General features: G+C 39.7%; 10 protein-coding genes, 1 tRNA gene and 1 pseudogene. 10 read left to right on the top strand and 2 right to left on the bottom strand.

From position 1 onward, the window contains the following. Positions 1 to 129: 129 nt before the first annotated feature. The 5 genes from argC (at position 130) to carB (ending at position 7734) form a co-directional block, all read left to right on the top strand. Positions 130 to 1170 carry an N-acetyl-gamma-glutamyl-phosphate reductase gene (argC, locus tag BV906_RS10170; protein ID WP_087973410.1) on the top strand — a complete coding sequence of 347 codons (1041 nt, stop codon included), beginning with the start codon at positions 130 to 132 and terminating at the stop codon, positions 1168 to 1170. 11 nt (positions 1171 to 1181) lie between these two features. After that, entirely contained in the window at positions 1182 to 2402 is a 1221-nt protein-coding gene (gene argJ, locus BV906_RS10165; RefSeq protein WP_087973409.1) for a bifunctional ornithine acetyltransferase/N-acetylglutamate synthase, read from the top strand. A gap of 9 nt (positions 2403 to 2411) precedes the next feature. Next, positions 2412 to 3215 (top strand): acetylglutamate kinase, encoded by an 804-nt coding sequence (argB, locus tag BV906_RS10160; RefSeq protein ID WP_087973408.1) that lies wholly within the window; start codon positions 2412 to 2414, stop codon positions 3213 to 3215. Next, positions 3208 to 4410: an acetylornithine transaminase gene (locus BV906_RS10155; RefSeq protein ID WP_087973407.1), complete on the top strand. Its 1203-nt coding sequence runs from the start codon at positions 3208 to 3210 to the stop codon at positions 4408 to 4410. The genes argB and BV906_RS10155 overlap by 8 nt, the downstream gene beginning before the upstream one ends. Before the next feature lie 78 nt (positions 4411 to 4488). Then, positions 4489 to 7734 (top strand): carbamoyl-phosphate synthase (glutamine-hydrolyzing) large subunit, encoded by a 3246-nt coding sequence (gene carB, locus BV906_RS10150; protein WP_087973406.1) that lies wholly within the window; start codon positions 4489 to 4491, stop codon positions 7732 to 7734. 290 nt (positions 7735 to 8024) lie between these two features. On the opposite strand, the pseudogene BV906_RS10145 reads toward carB, so the two are convergent. Continuing rightward, positions 8025 to 8135 (bottom strand): annotated as a pseudogene (locus BV906_RS10145) (AAA family ATPase); the annotation flags it as partial. Positions 8136 to 8219: 84 nt separating this feature from the next. After that, positions 8220 to 9095, bottom strand: coding sequence for a D-amino-acid transaminase (dat, locus tag BV906_RS10140; RefSeq protein ID WP_087973405.1), 876 nt, complete (start codon positions 9093 to 9095; stop codon positions 8220 to 8222). A 256-nt stretch (positions 9096 to 9351) separates the two neighbouring features. On the opposite strand from dat, the gene BV906_RS10135 reads away from it, so the two are divergent. The 5 genes from BV906_RS10135 (at position 9352) to trmL (ending at position 14402) form a co-directional block, all read left to right on the top strand. Further along, positions 9352 to 9425: transfer RNA gene (locus tag BV906_RS10135), tRNA-Gly, on the top strand. Positions 9426 to 9581: 156 nt separating this feature from the next. Beyond that, positions 9582 to 11279 (top strand): ABC-ATPase domain-containing protein, encoded by a 1698-nt coding sequence (locus BV906_RS10130; protein WP_087973404.1) that lies wholly within the window; start codon positions 9582 to 9584, stop codon positions 11277 to 11279. A 21-nt stretch (positions 11280 to 11300) separates the two neighbouring features. After that, positions 11301 to 12449, top strand: a complete 1149-nt coding sequence (queG, locus tag BV906_RS10125; RefSeq protein WP_087973403.1) for a tRNA epoxyqueuosine(34) reductase QueG — start codon at positions 11301 to 11303, stop codon at positions 12447 to 12449. 564 nt (positions 12450 to 13013) lie between these two features. After that, positions 13014 to 13862 (top strand): amidase domain-containing protein, encoded by an 849-nt coding sequence (locus tag BV906_RS10120; RefSeq protein ID WP_087973402.1) that lies wholly within the window; start codon positions 13014 to 13016, stop codon positions 13860 to 13862. Positions 13863 to 13928: 66 nt separating this feature from the next. After that, positions 13929 to 14402: a tRNA (uridine(34)/cytosine(34)/5-carboxymethylaminomethyluridine(34)-2'-O)-methyltransferase TrmL gene (gene trmL / locus BV906_RS10115; RefSeq protein ID WP_087973401.1), complete on the top strand. Its 474-nt coding sequence runs from the start codon at positions 13929 to 13931 to the stop codon at positions 14400 to 14402. The last annotated feature ends 469 nt before the right edge of the window (positions 14403 to 14871 follow it).

Here is a 14871-nt window from a genome sequence, read left to right as displayed (position 1 = left end):
GAATAAAATTGAATTTATCGTTGATTTAAATGTATAAATATTAATATTTTTTTATAAATATACTTGCATTAATAATCATACATCGCTATAATAATGAATAATTAGAAATTAACAAAGGGGCGGAATCGATTGAAAAATGTAGGAATCGTTGGTGGAACTGGATACGGGGCAATTGAGCTAATCAGACTTCTGCAAAGTCATGAGCATATGCAATTGAAAAAGATATACTCTCATTCACAGCATGGCGAGCAAATTGCAGCAATCTATCCACATCTAACGGATTTCATAGTAGATCCAATGCAAGAATTACAGATTGAGAGTTTAAAAGATGAAGTGGATATTTTATTTTTTGCAACACCTGCTGGAGTAGCAAAGGAAATTATTCCAAAGTTGGTTGACGCATCTATTCAGTGTATCGACCTTTCTGGTGACCTTCGTCTAGAATCACCATCTGAATATGAATCATGGTATGGCAAGAAAGCAGCACCACAGGAATTACTCGATGAGGCAGTTTACGGACTGTCAGAAATTTATCCCGAACAAATTAAGCAGGCGAAAATTATTTCCAATCCGGGATGTTTTCCTACATCCGCATTGCTAGGTTTGATTCCGGCTATCGAACACAAGATTATTAAAGAAGCGGGAATTGTTATTGATGGGAAAACCGGCGTATCTGGTGCTGGAAGAACACCAACAGCAATGACCCACTATTCAGAGACGAATGAAAATATTAAACCATATAAGATCGGCAAGCATCAGCATATTCCTGAAATCGAACAATATTTAACGGCCCAAGCAAAGGCGCCGATTACAGTAGCATTTTCGACACATCTTGTGCCGATGACAAGAGGATTGATTTGTACGATGTATGGACAATTGGCGAAGGAAACTTCTACAGCGGAAGTTATACAGCAATATCAATCCTATTACGAGAATCACCCATTTGTAAGAATTCGAGAAGAAGGTATGTTTCCTGCTACAAAAGAAGTCTATGCGAGTAATTTTTGTGATATTGGAATCCATGTGGACGAAAGAAGCAATCAAATTATTATTGCATCTGCCATCGATAACCTCGTTAAAGGGGCTGCAGGCCAGGCAATTCAAAATGTGAATTTAATGAATGGCTGGGAAGAAACGCACGGATTACATACGACACCGGTTTATCCATAGGGGGAAATGAAATGGCATTAATGACAGATAGTACAATACAGGTTTTAAAGGACGGACATGTAACAAGTCCCAAAGGGTTTACTGCTGGCGGGGTACATTGCGGACTAAGAAAAAAGAAACTAGATTTCGGCTGGATCCATTCCGAAAATCCTGCTGCCGCTGCAGGAGTATATACATTAAATACTTTCCAGGCTGCACCATTAAAAGTAACGAAAAATAGTATTGAACAAGATAAGCATATACAGACAATAATCGTAAATTCAGCAAATGCCAATTCCTGTACAGGTAAACAAGGGTATAGTGATGCATTAACGATGCAGCAATGGGCCGCAGAGAAAATGGATGTTTGTGTTGATCATGTAGCTGTGGCATCAACAGGATTGATCGGGGTAACTTTACCAATGGATAAAATAAAAAATGGTATTGACTTAATGGGAAGCGAAACATCTACCGAAGACTTTGAGCATGCAATCTTAACAACAGATACAGTTACGAAACATACTGCAATCCAATTGGAAATAGATAATAAAACGATAACAATCGGTGGTGCTGCTAAAGGTTCAGGGATGATTCATCCGAACATGGCAACAATGCTATCATTTATTACAACAGATGCTGCAGTAGATCCAGATAGTTTACAGCAAGCTTTACGTGAAGTTACAAATAAATCATTTAACATGATTACAGTTGATGGAGATTGCAGTACAAATGATATGGTGTTAGTCCTTGCAAATGGACAGCAAAATAATAATCTACTGAATGAGTCACATCCAGAGTGGGCGACGTTTGTTCAAGCATTGCAATTGATAAGTGAGGAACTGGCAAAAATGATCGCCCGTGATGGCGAGGGAGCAACAAAGCTGATTGAAGTAAATGTGAAAGGTGCTCCAACAGAGGAATCTGCAGGCCATGTGGCAAAAGCAGTCATTTCTTCCAATCTAGTAAAAACAGCAGTATATGGGTCTGACCCAAACTGGGGAAGAATTGTCTGTGCTGTTGGCTATAGTGAACAACCACTTGACCCAGAAAAAATTGGTGTATCTCTTGGTGATATTGAGGTTGTAAAAGATGGTCTGCCAGTAGATTTTGATGAAGAAGAAGGTACGGATTATTTGGAAAGTAAAACGGTAAAACTACTGATCGATTTAAACAATGGAAGCTGTGAAGCAACTGCGTGGGGCTGTGATTTGACCTATGATTACATCAAAATAAATGCTTCCTATCGAACTTGAGGTGAAGAAATGGAAATAATGGTGTTAAAGGTCGGTGGCAGTGTGTTGGCAAAGCTTCCTGATTCTTTTTATAAGATGGTCGTAAGCCTAAGAGAGCAAAACCTATGCCAACCGGTAATTGTGCATGGTGGCGGTCCTGAAATAAATGAAGCATTAAAGCAATTCAATGTTGAAACTGAATTTATCGATGGCTTGCGTGTAACGACAGAGGAAGTATTGGATGTTGCGCAGATGGTGATGTGTGGATCAATCAGTAAAACAATTGTTGGTAAATTGCAAAAAGCGGGCGGAACAGCTATTGGGCTAAGTGGTATCGATGGTTCGCTCCTTCAAACAATTCCTTTGGATCCAAAAGGAACACTTGGGTTTGTCGGACAGGTGGATAAAGTAAATACTTCTTTGCTGGATACGGTCATACAATATGGCAGCATTCCGGTGATATCACCAATTGGTGTGGATAAGTCTGGCACTCGATATAATATTAATGGGGATATGGCTGCTGCTGCAGTTGCACAGGCTTTAGAAGGAAAACTGGCATTAATCAGTGATATACCAGGAGTGATGGAAGAAATTGCCGGCAAGAAAACCGTCCATGACCAACTGACAAAAGAAGAAATCGAGGAAAAAATAGCATCCGGCATTATTTATGGGGGCATGATTCCAAAGGTTCGCTCTGCATTAAAAGGCTTGTCCGGTGGCGTAAAGGAATCGGTTATCTTAAACGGTCTGAACCCAGAGGATTTGAAAAAGTTTATCGAAGGGAAGCAGGCAGGAACAAAAGTAATTCATAACGAGGGGGTACAGCATGTCTAATACAGATATTAATCAACCAATAAATCCTATCATGCATACGTATCAGCGTTTTCCACTAACAATTGAAAAAGGAAAGGGAAGCTATGTATGGAATGAAAAAGAGGAGAAATTCCTGGATTATACATCTGGAATCGCAACCTGTAATTTAGGGCATGTACCGGATCAGGTTCATCAAAAGCTAAGCAATCAGCTTGATCAGCTTTGGCATTGCTCCAATCTGTACGAAATACCTTCACAAGCTAAACTGGCAACATTATTAACGGAGAACAGTTGCTATGATCAAGTGTTCTTCTGCAATAGTGGTGCAGAGGCAAATGAAGCAGCAATTAAATTGGCAAAAAAATATGCAAAAGATAAAGGGAACCCGGAACGTACCGAGATAGTAACGTTTCACCAATCATTTCACGGACGTACCGGTTCAACAATGGCGGCAACAGGGCAAGAAAAAATCCAACAAGGGTTCAGCCCATTGACATCAGGCTTCCGTTATTTAACCTATAACGATCAAAAAGCATTGGAACAAGTTGATAATGGGACAACAACAGCAGTACTACTCGAAATGATTCAAGGTGAAGGCGGCGTGAATCAGGCTGAGCACGCTTGGATTGAGAAACTAGCTGCTATTTGTAAGGAAGCTGATATTTTACTGATGGTGGATGAGGTGCAAACGGGTATGGGCAGAACAGGTTCATTATTTGCTTATGAGCAATATGGAATAGAGCCGGATGTGATGACACTCGCGAAAGGGCTTGGATCAGGATTTCCGATAGGTGCCATGCTTGCTAAAGAACATGCTGCAACCACATTTCAGCCTGGAACACATGGCAGTACATTTGGTGGGAATCCACTTTCAACGACTGCAGGAATTGCCACTATCGAAACGATGTTAAACGAAGAAATTACTAGCCAAGTGGAAACCAATAGTAAATGGTTAAAGGGGCAACTCGATGCGTTGATGCAAGAATATGCAATTTTGAAGGATGTACGTGGAACAGGTTTCCTTATTGGAATCGAGCTAACGGTAGAAGCAGCTCCATTTATTCAAGCTTTTCGTGAAAAAGGCGTACTTGTTTTATCCGCTGGTGTGAATGTATTGCGAATCTTACCACCACTTACAACGACATTAAAGGAACTTGAACTCTTTATCCAAACATTCAAAGAGATTTTGACAGAAGCGGAGAGTGTTAAGTCATGAGTAAAGGGCACCCCATAATTATTTTCAAAGCGTTTATTCACCAAGTGGTCACTACATCTGAGGAGGGGGCACAACTATATGCCAAAGCTTAAATCTATTAAAAAAGTATTAGTTATCGGTTCGGGACCAATCGTTATTGGGCAGGCAGCAGAGTTTGACTATGCTGGAACACAGGCATGCCTTGCATTAAAAGAAGAAAATATTGAAGTAGTATTAGTCAATAATAATCCTGCAACCATTATGACGGATGACCGTGTTGCAGACCGTGTATATATGGAGCCCCTCAACATCGAGACATTGGAAAAGATCATTGCCAAAGAACAGCCAGACGGATTAATTGGAAGCCTTGGAGGACAAACAGGCTTGAATTTAACGGTGGAACTCTTTGAAAAAGGTATTTTAGATAAATACCATGTCAAACTTCTGGGGACCAGCGTTCCCTCAATAAAAAAAGGAGAAGACCGAGAATTATTCCGTCAGTTAATGCTCGATATTAATGAGCCAATCTCAGAATCCGAGATTGTCCAGTCCATGGAAGAAGGGTTGGAGTTTATTAAGGAAATTGGTTTTCCTGTTATTTTACGCCCTGCCTATACCTTAGGTGGTGAAGGTGGTGGATTTGCATATGACATGGAAGATTTTAAGAATTTGTTGAATAAGGGACTGATGTTGAGCCCAATAGATCAAGTACTTGTTGAGCGCAGCATTAAAGGATGGAAGGAAATTGAATTTGAGGTCGTACGTGATGTGAATGATCGATGTGTCATCGTTTGTGATATGGAAAACATGGATCCGGTCGGTGTGCATACAGGTGATTCCATTGTTGTTGCGCCATCCCAGACATTGTCTGATATGCAGTATCAAATGCTACGCACCTCTTCATTGAAGGTCATACGTTCACTGGATATCGTTGGTGGATGTAATATTCAATTTGCTTTAAATCCCGAATCCAATGAGTATTGTATTATCGAAGTAAATCCAAGGGTGAGCAGATCCTCCGCACTTGCTTCCAAGGCGACAGGATATCCGATTGCCCGGGTTGCTGCCAAGTGTGCGATTGGTTATACACTTGATGAAATTTTAAATCCAATTACTGGAAGTACATACGCATCATCTGAACCAGTTTTGGATTATGTTGTCGTTAAATTCCCGCGTTTTCCATTCGATAAATTTACGGAGGCTGACCGGACACTAGGCACACAAATGAAGGCAACTGGAGAAGTTATGGCAATTGACAAAACATTTGTCGGGGCATTGAATAAGGCAATCCGATCGTTGGAGCTGAATGTTTTCAGCTTACATTGGCCTGGAATGGCTGAAAAGTCAGATGCTGAACTTCTGGAGCTTTTGGATATCCCCAATGATTTACGTATATTTGCAATTGGGGAAGCATTAAGCCGAAACATAGAAATAAAAAAAATAATCGGTATTACAAGTATTGATTACTGGTTTTTAGATAAAATCGATCAAATTATTCAATGTGAAAAGGAATTAGAGAAATACGCATGGCCACATGTACCGTCAGAAAAACTGAAGGAAGCAAAACAATTAAATATTAGTGATGTCAGGATTTCTGAATTGCTTGGTACAACAGCTAAAAAACTAAGAGGATCATATAAAGAAAATGCAATCATCCCATCCTATAAATTAGTTGATACATGTGCTGGAGAATTTGACGCGGTAAATTCCTATTATTATTCCACATGGCATGGGGAAGATAAAGTAGTTACGAATATGAACCCGAAAAAGATTCTTGTTCTTGGCTCAGGCCCAATTCGGATTGGTCAAGGAGTTGAGTTTGATTATTGTTCTGTCCATGCTGCTTTAGCACTCAAAAAAAGTGGCTATGAAGCAGTCATTATTAATAATAATCCTGAAACAGTCAGTACGGATTACTCTGTAGCGGATCGTCTATACTTTGAACCTTTGGCATTGGAAGATGTTTTGGCAGTAATCGAGAAAGAAAATGTTGCAGGTGTTCTGATCCAATTCGGTGGTCAAACGGCGATTAATCTCGCAAGTGACTTAAAGGATGAAGGTATCCGTGTTCTCGGTACAACTCCGGAACATATTGACCAAATGGAGGACCGTGAGCAATTTTATGAGTTTTTAAATCAATTGCATATTCCTCATATCACTGGATATATTGTACATCAATCTGAGGAATTGCCAACATTGGTTAATGAACTTGGATTTCCGGTATTAATCCGTCCGTCCTACGTTATTGGTGGTCAGTCCATGTTTATTTGCTATAACGAAATGGAACTGAATCATTATGTTAACAGAATCCAAAAAGATACCAATGACCGTTGCTGGCCACTCTTAATTGACCAATATCTTCCTGGATTAGAGTGTGAGATTGATGTAATCAGCGATGGGAAACAAATTATCGTTCCTGGTATTTTCGAACATATTGAAAAAGCTGGCGTTCATTCCGGAGATAGCATGAGTATCTTCCCACCAATTACTTTGGAAGAAGAGCAGAAAAATAGCATTGTCCAAATTGCACATAAAATCAGCAGTAATTTGCCGATCATCGGAATAATGAACATTCAATTCGTTATCCACGAAAATATCATTTATGTGCTAGAGGTCAACCCACGTTCTTCTAGAACCGTACCAATTATGAGTAAAGTAACTGGTATCCCAATGATTGAATGGGCGGTGAAAACACAGTTAGGTACACCATTACATGCACTAAGCAATGAAGATGGGTTAGTGGAAGAACCAGCATATTACACGGTGAAAGCACCCATATTCTCAGCAAGCAAACTAAAAGGTGTGGATCATGTTCTCGGGCCTGAAATGAAATCCACCGGTGAGATTATTGGAATGGCTTTTAATAAACAAGAAGCGATGAAGAAAGCATCACCCCTAAATATTAATACGACAAGCTCAGCAAAACCAATACAAGTGTTTGTGTCGATTTCTGATCGGTTAAAAAGTGAAAGTATAAAACTAATCCGTTCTTTTTCAGAGTCAGGTGCAATCATTACCGCTACTGCAGGGACTGCTGCGTATTTGCAGCAACATGGAATTCAGACAACTGCTATGTTGAAAAATAAAGGTGACTTACTGGAACATTGGCAACAAGAAACACCACATATTGTTCTCAACATTCCAAACCAAGGTAGGGAAAGAGAGAAAATCGGTTTTTATATACGTGAATTATCTGTTCGATATCAGGTACCGTATTTCACAAGTTTAGAGACACTTGAGGCTGTAATGGATTGGTATAATAGTGATATTAATGAAACAGAATCGTTATCGCTGCAAGAATATATCAAGGATAAGGATAATAAATTTGTTGCAGAATATCAATAACCGATAAAACAAATCAACTAGCCGTAAAAATAAAACACCGACGGATAAATGATTCGTTTTCACGATAAAATAGAAGCTCTTTTGGTAAACATTGGGGCTGCGGTTACTCGTCCCGCAGAGAATATTTGGGACTGCGTCAGTCGTCCCACCGAAAAGATGCGAAAATAGCCTAATAGAAAAACCGCCGTTAAAACAGCTGCACCTATTGAATAGTAGGTGCAGCTGTTTTGTCTATTTTCTATTGAATTGTCTCCAATTCTGTTATATATTTCCTTAGCTCTTTGGGAGATCCAGTATAGTGCATCCAAATGATGGACCGGAAGATGAAACATGGTGCCAAGTTTCATTGCTAATGTTGAATTTCCAGATCCTCCACTACCAATAATCGCAATCTTTCTCATAGAAACCTCCAGTCTAAAAATGCCACCACATATTATGCGGAGGCATTATGCTATTTTGGATTTTTACTGGTGATTGCGTTTTGCCTAGAGAGTTTGTTTTATTTTGATTTCATGAATATTGGCATCCCGTTCATAGGCCTGTTGTAAATTAATTGTAATAGGACCTGGTTCTCCATCGGCAATTTGTGTATTATCCACTTTGACAACTGGTGTAATTTCAGAGGTGCTACTTGATAGAAACATTTCGTCAGCTAGACTAATATCTTCTACCGAAAATGCTTCTTCAATGAAGGGAATATTCATTTCTTTTGTAAATCTTTCTATTGCCATTCGGACACAACCGTGCAGAATATTGTTTGTTGCAGGATGGGTAAATATTTTGCCATCCTTCACTAAATAGACATTAGATGAGCTGCATTCTGTTACAGTACTGTCTTTATGAAGAATTGCTTCGTAACAGTCATTATCCTTGGCTGTCTGTTTTGCAAGCACATTTGGTAGCAGGTTTAAGCTTTTAATATAACAATTCTCCCAGCGTATATCTCGATGTGTAATTGCATGTACACCATTCTCCAATCCTGCCAGATTACGAGATTGGTCTTGTACATAAGCATAGATATTTGGCATCACATCAGCAGGGAAAACATGATCTCTTGGTGCCGATCCACGAGTAACTTGCATATAGACTTTACCATCATTAGTCATCTTATTTTTCTCGAGCAGTTCGATTAGCAGGTTAGTTAACTCTTCTTTATTATAAGGAAGCTGTATTTTTATTGCTTCCGCAGAACGAAATAAGCGATCTACATGTGCTTCCAATAAATAATACGTTCCGTGATAAATACGGACCACTTCATATATACCATCACCGAATTGGAGACCTCGTTCTTCAAATGGATATTTCAAACTATCTTTGTGGGTAAAACTGGATTGTGTCAGGATGATTGGATATACATACATACAACTAGCCCCTTTCTAAAAAAAACATATTACTAGTTTAAAGCTTGAGGTCGATAAAGTAAATATTGATATTTCTGAAATTAAAATAATTTACAATAAGTCCCTTTGAAATAAGGGTTATAACAGCAATGTAAAGTTTTGTAAAAAAATGTTGAATTTCCTGTTGATTTTTCTAAACAATCTTGCTATACTAGATTCTGTTACCGAAAACAGATTAAAACTTTCAAATTAACACATGATTTTTTCAATTTTATATGCGGGTGTAGTTTAGTGGTAAAACCTCAGCCTTCCAAGCTGATGATGAGGGTTCGATTCCCTTCACCCGCTCCATACATATGTCATAACGCAGTGTTTCGTAAAATAGATTACGAAGCGTTGCGTTTTTATTATTTCCAGCAGATATTCATCCTCTAAGCAAGACTACACTTGAATACATCTTTTCAAACATAGTATCCTTATAGAATAAACATTAAAATGAGGGATAAAATGAAAAACCTTTCCAGGCAATTAAATCAATTAGATAGTAAAGGATATAAAGCATACAAAAGTATCCAGGGTCATTATAAATTTGATGACTTTGAGTTATATATAGATTATGTGCAAGGCGACCCTTTTGCGACACCTTCCAAGATCCGGATTGTTATATCGAAGGAAAAGCGTCCAATTAAACCGGAATGGCTTCAGTCCCGAAAGCGGAAAGTAGCTTGTGAAGATACTTTTGCACGGGCGGTAGGCAGTGCTGTCCAACGTGAGCGCTTTTCAGTGAAAGGCTCAGGAAAAAGTGGCATGATTCAGTTCGACACACCAGGGCAAGAAGTTCTTGAACGAACGGCATTACAAATTACTCCGGAAACGATCACTGTTTGTATGTCTGTCGGTTTGCCCGCAAATGGTCGTCGAATCAATGGTAGGGAAGCAGAGAAACTTTTTGCTGAAATAATTCCCTCTATTGTAAAGAACTCTATATTTAAAATTAAAGATGATGAAATAGGTAGTGCAATAAACTTAGCGGACCAACAGGAAGCAATCCGTAATGAAATGCATAAAAATAATTGGATTGCTTTTATTGCCAATGGGTCCATACTTCCAAGGGAGAGTGGCATTAGTAATCAACCACTAAAAAAAGCAGTTGCCTTTCAGAGTCCGAAAGAGGACGAGGTCACCATACCTATTCCACATCAAGCACTACCATTAAAAGGAATGGCGATAAAAAAAGGAATTACGTTAATTGTTGGTGGTGGATATCATGGAAAAAGTACCATTTTAAAAGCGATAGAACGTGGTGTATACTATCATATGCAGGGAGATGGTCGTGAATTTGTTATAACCGACCCAAATGCTGTTAAAATCCGCGCAGAAGACGGCAGACAAATTACATCCGTTAATATCTCTCCATTCATAACTAATTTACCACAAAAGCAAAAAACGACATCTTTTTCAACTGAAAATGCTAGTGGCAGTACTTCACAGGCAGCAAATGTAATGGAAGCGCTGGAAGCTGGTGCAACGACATTACTTATCGATGAAGATACGAGTGCAACGAACTTTATGATTCGTGATCAACGGATGCAGCAGCTCGTAAAGCAGGATAAAGAACCAATCACTCCTTTTATTGATCGAATAAAGCAATTGTCAAATCAACTAGGTGTATCAACTATCCTTGTTATGGGTGGATCAGGTGATTATTTTTCTGTGGCAAATTCGGTGATTATGATGGATGAATATGTTCCATATGATGTAACAGATAAGGCAAGAGAAATAATAAGGGAATACCCATTAGAACGTGAAACTAAGAGTGAAGCAGATTTCGGTCAAGTTATCCATCGTTCTTTTCAGCAAAAATCCCTCCAGTTGGATAATGGTAAACGAACGAAAATCCAGGCGAAAGGCTTACATCATATTATTATGGGAAGAACAGATATCAACTTTAACGATACAGAACAACTGGTTGACTCATCACAGACGCGAATGATTGCTGAGATTATTAATCAAATACATCGTATCAATGGTTTGGAAAATCAAACATTGCGAGATGTACTTGATACAATCGAAATACAAATGGATAGGAAGGGCCTGGCATCCTTCACCACTTTTAAAGATGAGCATCCAGGCGATTTGGCGCGGCCCCGCAGACATGAGATTGCTGCAGTGCTAAATCGGATACGGACAGCTAGAGTAAACTAAAAATAGAAGGGAGGGATTCTGATGCAGACGGAACAATTAAAACAGGAGATTATTCAATATGCCAAGCAAATTGGAATTGATAAAATTGGCTTTGCTTCCGCAGATGTGTTCGGAGAGTTAAAAGAACGGTTACGGAGACAGCAGGAATTAAACTACCAATCAGGATTTGAAAAAGGTACATTGGAAGAACGTACAGAACCAAAACGCCTTTTGCCTGAAGCACAGTCCATTATATCGATTGCGGTTGCATATCCCTCTCGTATGAAAAATGCCCCGAAAAGCACGAAAGAGGAACGCCGGGGTTTATTTGCTCGTGCTTCATGGGGGATTGATTACCATGTCGCTTTGCGTGAACGTTTAGAAAAACTCTCACGTTTCATCCAGGAGAGAGTTCCTGATGTAGTTAATAAAGTAATGGTAGATACAGGAGAACTTTCCGACCGTGCTGTTGCAGAGAGGGCTGGTATTGGATTTAGTGGGAAAAACACATCCATTATCACTCCGGAATTTGGTTCTTTTGTCTATCTTGGCGAGATGATCACCAACATTCCTTTTGTCCCTGATGACCCGCTGGAAGACAGTTGTGGAGAGTGCAGAAAATGTATGGATGCCTGTCCAACTGGAGCATTAGTAGGTGAGGGTGGGCAATTAAACGCACAGCGCTGTATTGCTTTTCTAACCCAAACAAAAGATTTTTTGCCGGATGAATTCAGAACAAAGATTGGGAATCGGATTTACGGTTGTGATACATGCCAGCAGGTTTGTCCTAGAAATAAAGGAATCGACTTTCATATTCATCCGGAGTTTGAACCGGAACATGAAGTGGCAAAGCCAAAATTAAAACCAATGCTGCATATTTCCAATCGGGAATTTAAAGAAAAATTTGGGTATATTTCTGGATCATGGCGAGGGAAAAAGCCACTTCAGCGCAATGCTTTAATCGCCCTTGGTCATTATAAAGACAGAACAGCGATTCATGAGATGGTCGATGTCATGAGGAATGATGCAAGACCGGTTATTCGTGGAACAGCTGCATGGTCACTTGGGAAAATTGGAACAGAAGAAGCATTCGAGGCCATTCAAGATGCCATGTTAAAGGAAAAGGATGAGCAGGTTTTATATGAAATGAGTAAAGGACTCGAATTTCAGCAAGATGCTGGAGTCAAATAAACAGACTATTTCCGTAGCCCGAGATAAACTGTGACATAAGATAAGTAACTTCGGCCACCGCTCTGGGAAATACACTTCACGCATCCTAAAGCATAGGTGAGCTCCTTCATTCTGGCGCATTTCAGGGTCTCACCTATGCCTCTCCTCCCGTAGGAGTCTCCGTGTATTTCCCAAAGCTGGTTTGAAGGTTACAGACAATTACTGTATGTGCAATAGCTAAAATAACATCGAACAACTTCACCAGTCCGGGTGAGCGGAGGGCGGTGACTCCTGCGGGAAAAGCACGTGTCCGAAGACCCCGCAGAGTGGTTTTCTCGAGGAGGGCTGAGGCCGTGCGCGCGGAAAGCATCCGCCCGCAGCGATCCCGGACGGTTGGAAAAGCACATACTTATAGTTATCATCTAGCAGTTATGTCGAAGTTTATATCTTTTGTGGGCGAGCAGAGCGGAGTACCAATGTTTTAGGGAAACAGCTATACAAATAATATTAATCAAGCATGCTTCACACAAATAAATCGTTAAACAAGCATTCCCTCCATATAATTTTAAATGGAGGGGATTTTTTATGGAAAAAATAAAAGAACAATGGCTTGATTTTTTTCAAAATGAGCGTAGAGAGGATAATTGGTGGAGAAGGAAGGAGGAATTGTGGGCAAAGAGAGGTGCCGAAGTTATTCGGATAGGGGGAAATGGGAAGCTCTTTCGTAAACTTAATTACGATAACGAAACCTTTTATAACTATTTAATGCATATAACGTACGTCATTAAACAGGGCCAAAAAATTCATGTGGAAGAGCAAGTGATACCCTATCAATTCCGAATGATTGATGGTGCGATAAAAAATCATGAAGTAATAAAAAGAATTGATGTAGAAAGTAAACGGGAAAAGCTTGATACAAATGAAATTCGCGAACAAGAAAGTGAACGTTTTACTTATGATCGACTAGCAGCAGTTCAATATGCAGAACGATGGTGGAACAGTTACAACCCTGCATACCGGGTATTTGATGTAGACTGCACCAATTATATCTCTCAATGTCTACGTGCTGGTGGTGCACCGACATGGGGTGCGCCTGTTAGGGAACGGGGATGGTGGTATGGAACGGATACATGGAGCTTCAGCTGGGCTGTTGCGCATTCCCTCAGATGGTATCTCAGTGGTTCAACACAAGGTTTAAAAGGAAAAGAAGTTGAGCGTGCTGATCAACTCATTCCAGGGGACGTAATCTGTTATGATTTCGGGGGTGATGGTAGATGGGATCATAATACGATTGTTGTAGCCAAAGATGCGGAGGGGATGCCTTTAGTAAATGCTCATACAGATAATAGTCGGAATCGTTATTGGTCCTATGAAGATTCCACTGCATGGACACCAAATATAAACTATAAATTTTTCCGAATAGGGGATGATTAATGGTATAATAATTTGGTTATCAATTTTTAGGGATGTTCGGACCCTAACTTGTAAGGAGAATGAGTTTTGAGTTTACATGTCGTATTATATCAACCTGAGATTCCAGCTAATACTGGAAATATTGGCAGAACATGCCTGGCAACAGATACAACACTACATCTTATACATCCACTAGGTTTCTCAACAGAAGATAAAATGCTGCGCAGAGCGGGGCTTGATTACTGGAAAGATGTTGATGTACATGAGTATGATTCTATAGAAGAACTTTATCAGAAATATCCGAATGGGCAATTTTATTATATTGAAAACTTTGGAACAAAGCATTATTCCGATTTTGATTTTAATAAGCCAGAGGAAGATATCTTTTTTATGTTTGGTCGCGAATCAACTGGAATACCGAAAGAACTTCTCTTTGGCAAGGAAGAGCAATGTTTGCGAATTCATATGAATGACAAAGTCAGATCACTGAATCTATCCAACACAGCAGCAATTATTATTTATGAAGCACTGAGACAGCAGGAATTTCCAAACTTAACATAAAATGAAGTTGTTTCCTCATTCCATGGTTAAAAAAGCTTTTTTTGTAAATTCTGTTGTTTATTAATCTTTGCAATTTTTATAAAGTGCGAAGTAATTGCTGGTTGCTTTGCAATGATATGTGCTGTTGCCGCCGTCCTTGATCTCTCTGGGCGGATGCGCACCTTAGGGCACGGCCTCAGTCCTGAAGAGAAAACCACTCTTCTGGTCTTCTGACACGTGCTGTTCCCGCAGGGCAAGGAAGGCTACGGAAGCTTTTAGATCTTCGTAAGAAAATTGCCCTGTATTTTCGAGGAGTCACCGCCCGGAGCAATCCCGGACTAAAGAAGCTATTTTCGGAAGAATAACTTTGCCTTTTCTATCAATTAATAGATTCTGTTAACAAACACTTTACCAGCCGCCCGTGGAAAAGCGAAGTGTATACGGGATGCGGTCTCCTATGGGCCTGTTTTGATTATTAAGGCTTTAGATC

The organism is Oceanobacillus rekensis (genome assembly GCF_002153375.1).
Lineage (GTDB): Bacteria > Bacillota > Bacilli > Bacillales > Amphibacillaceae > Oceanobacillus > Oceanobacillus rekensis.
The sequence above is the reverse complement of the archived record's forward strand: the minus strand, read 5'-3'. Positions and strand labels throughout refer to the sequence as shown.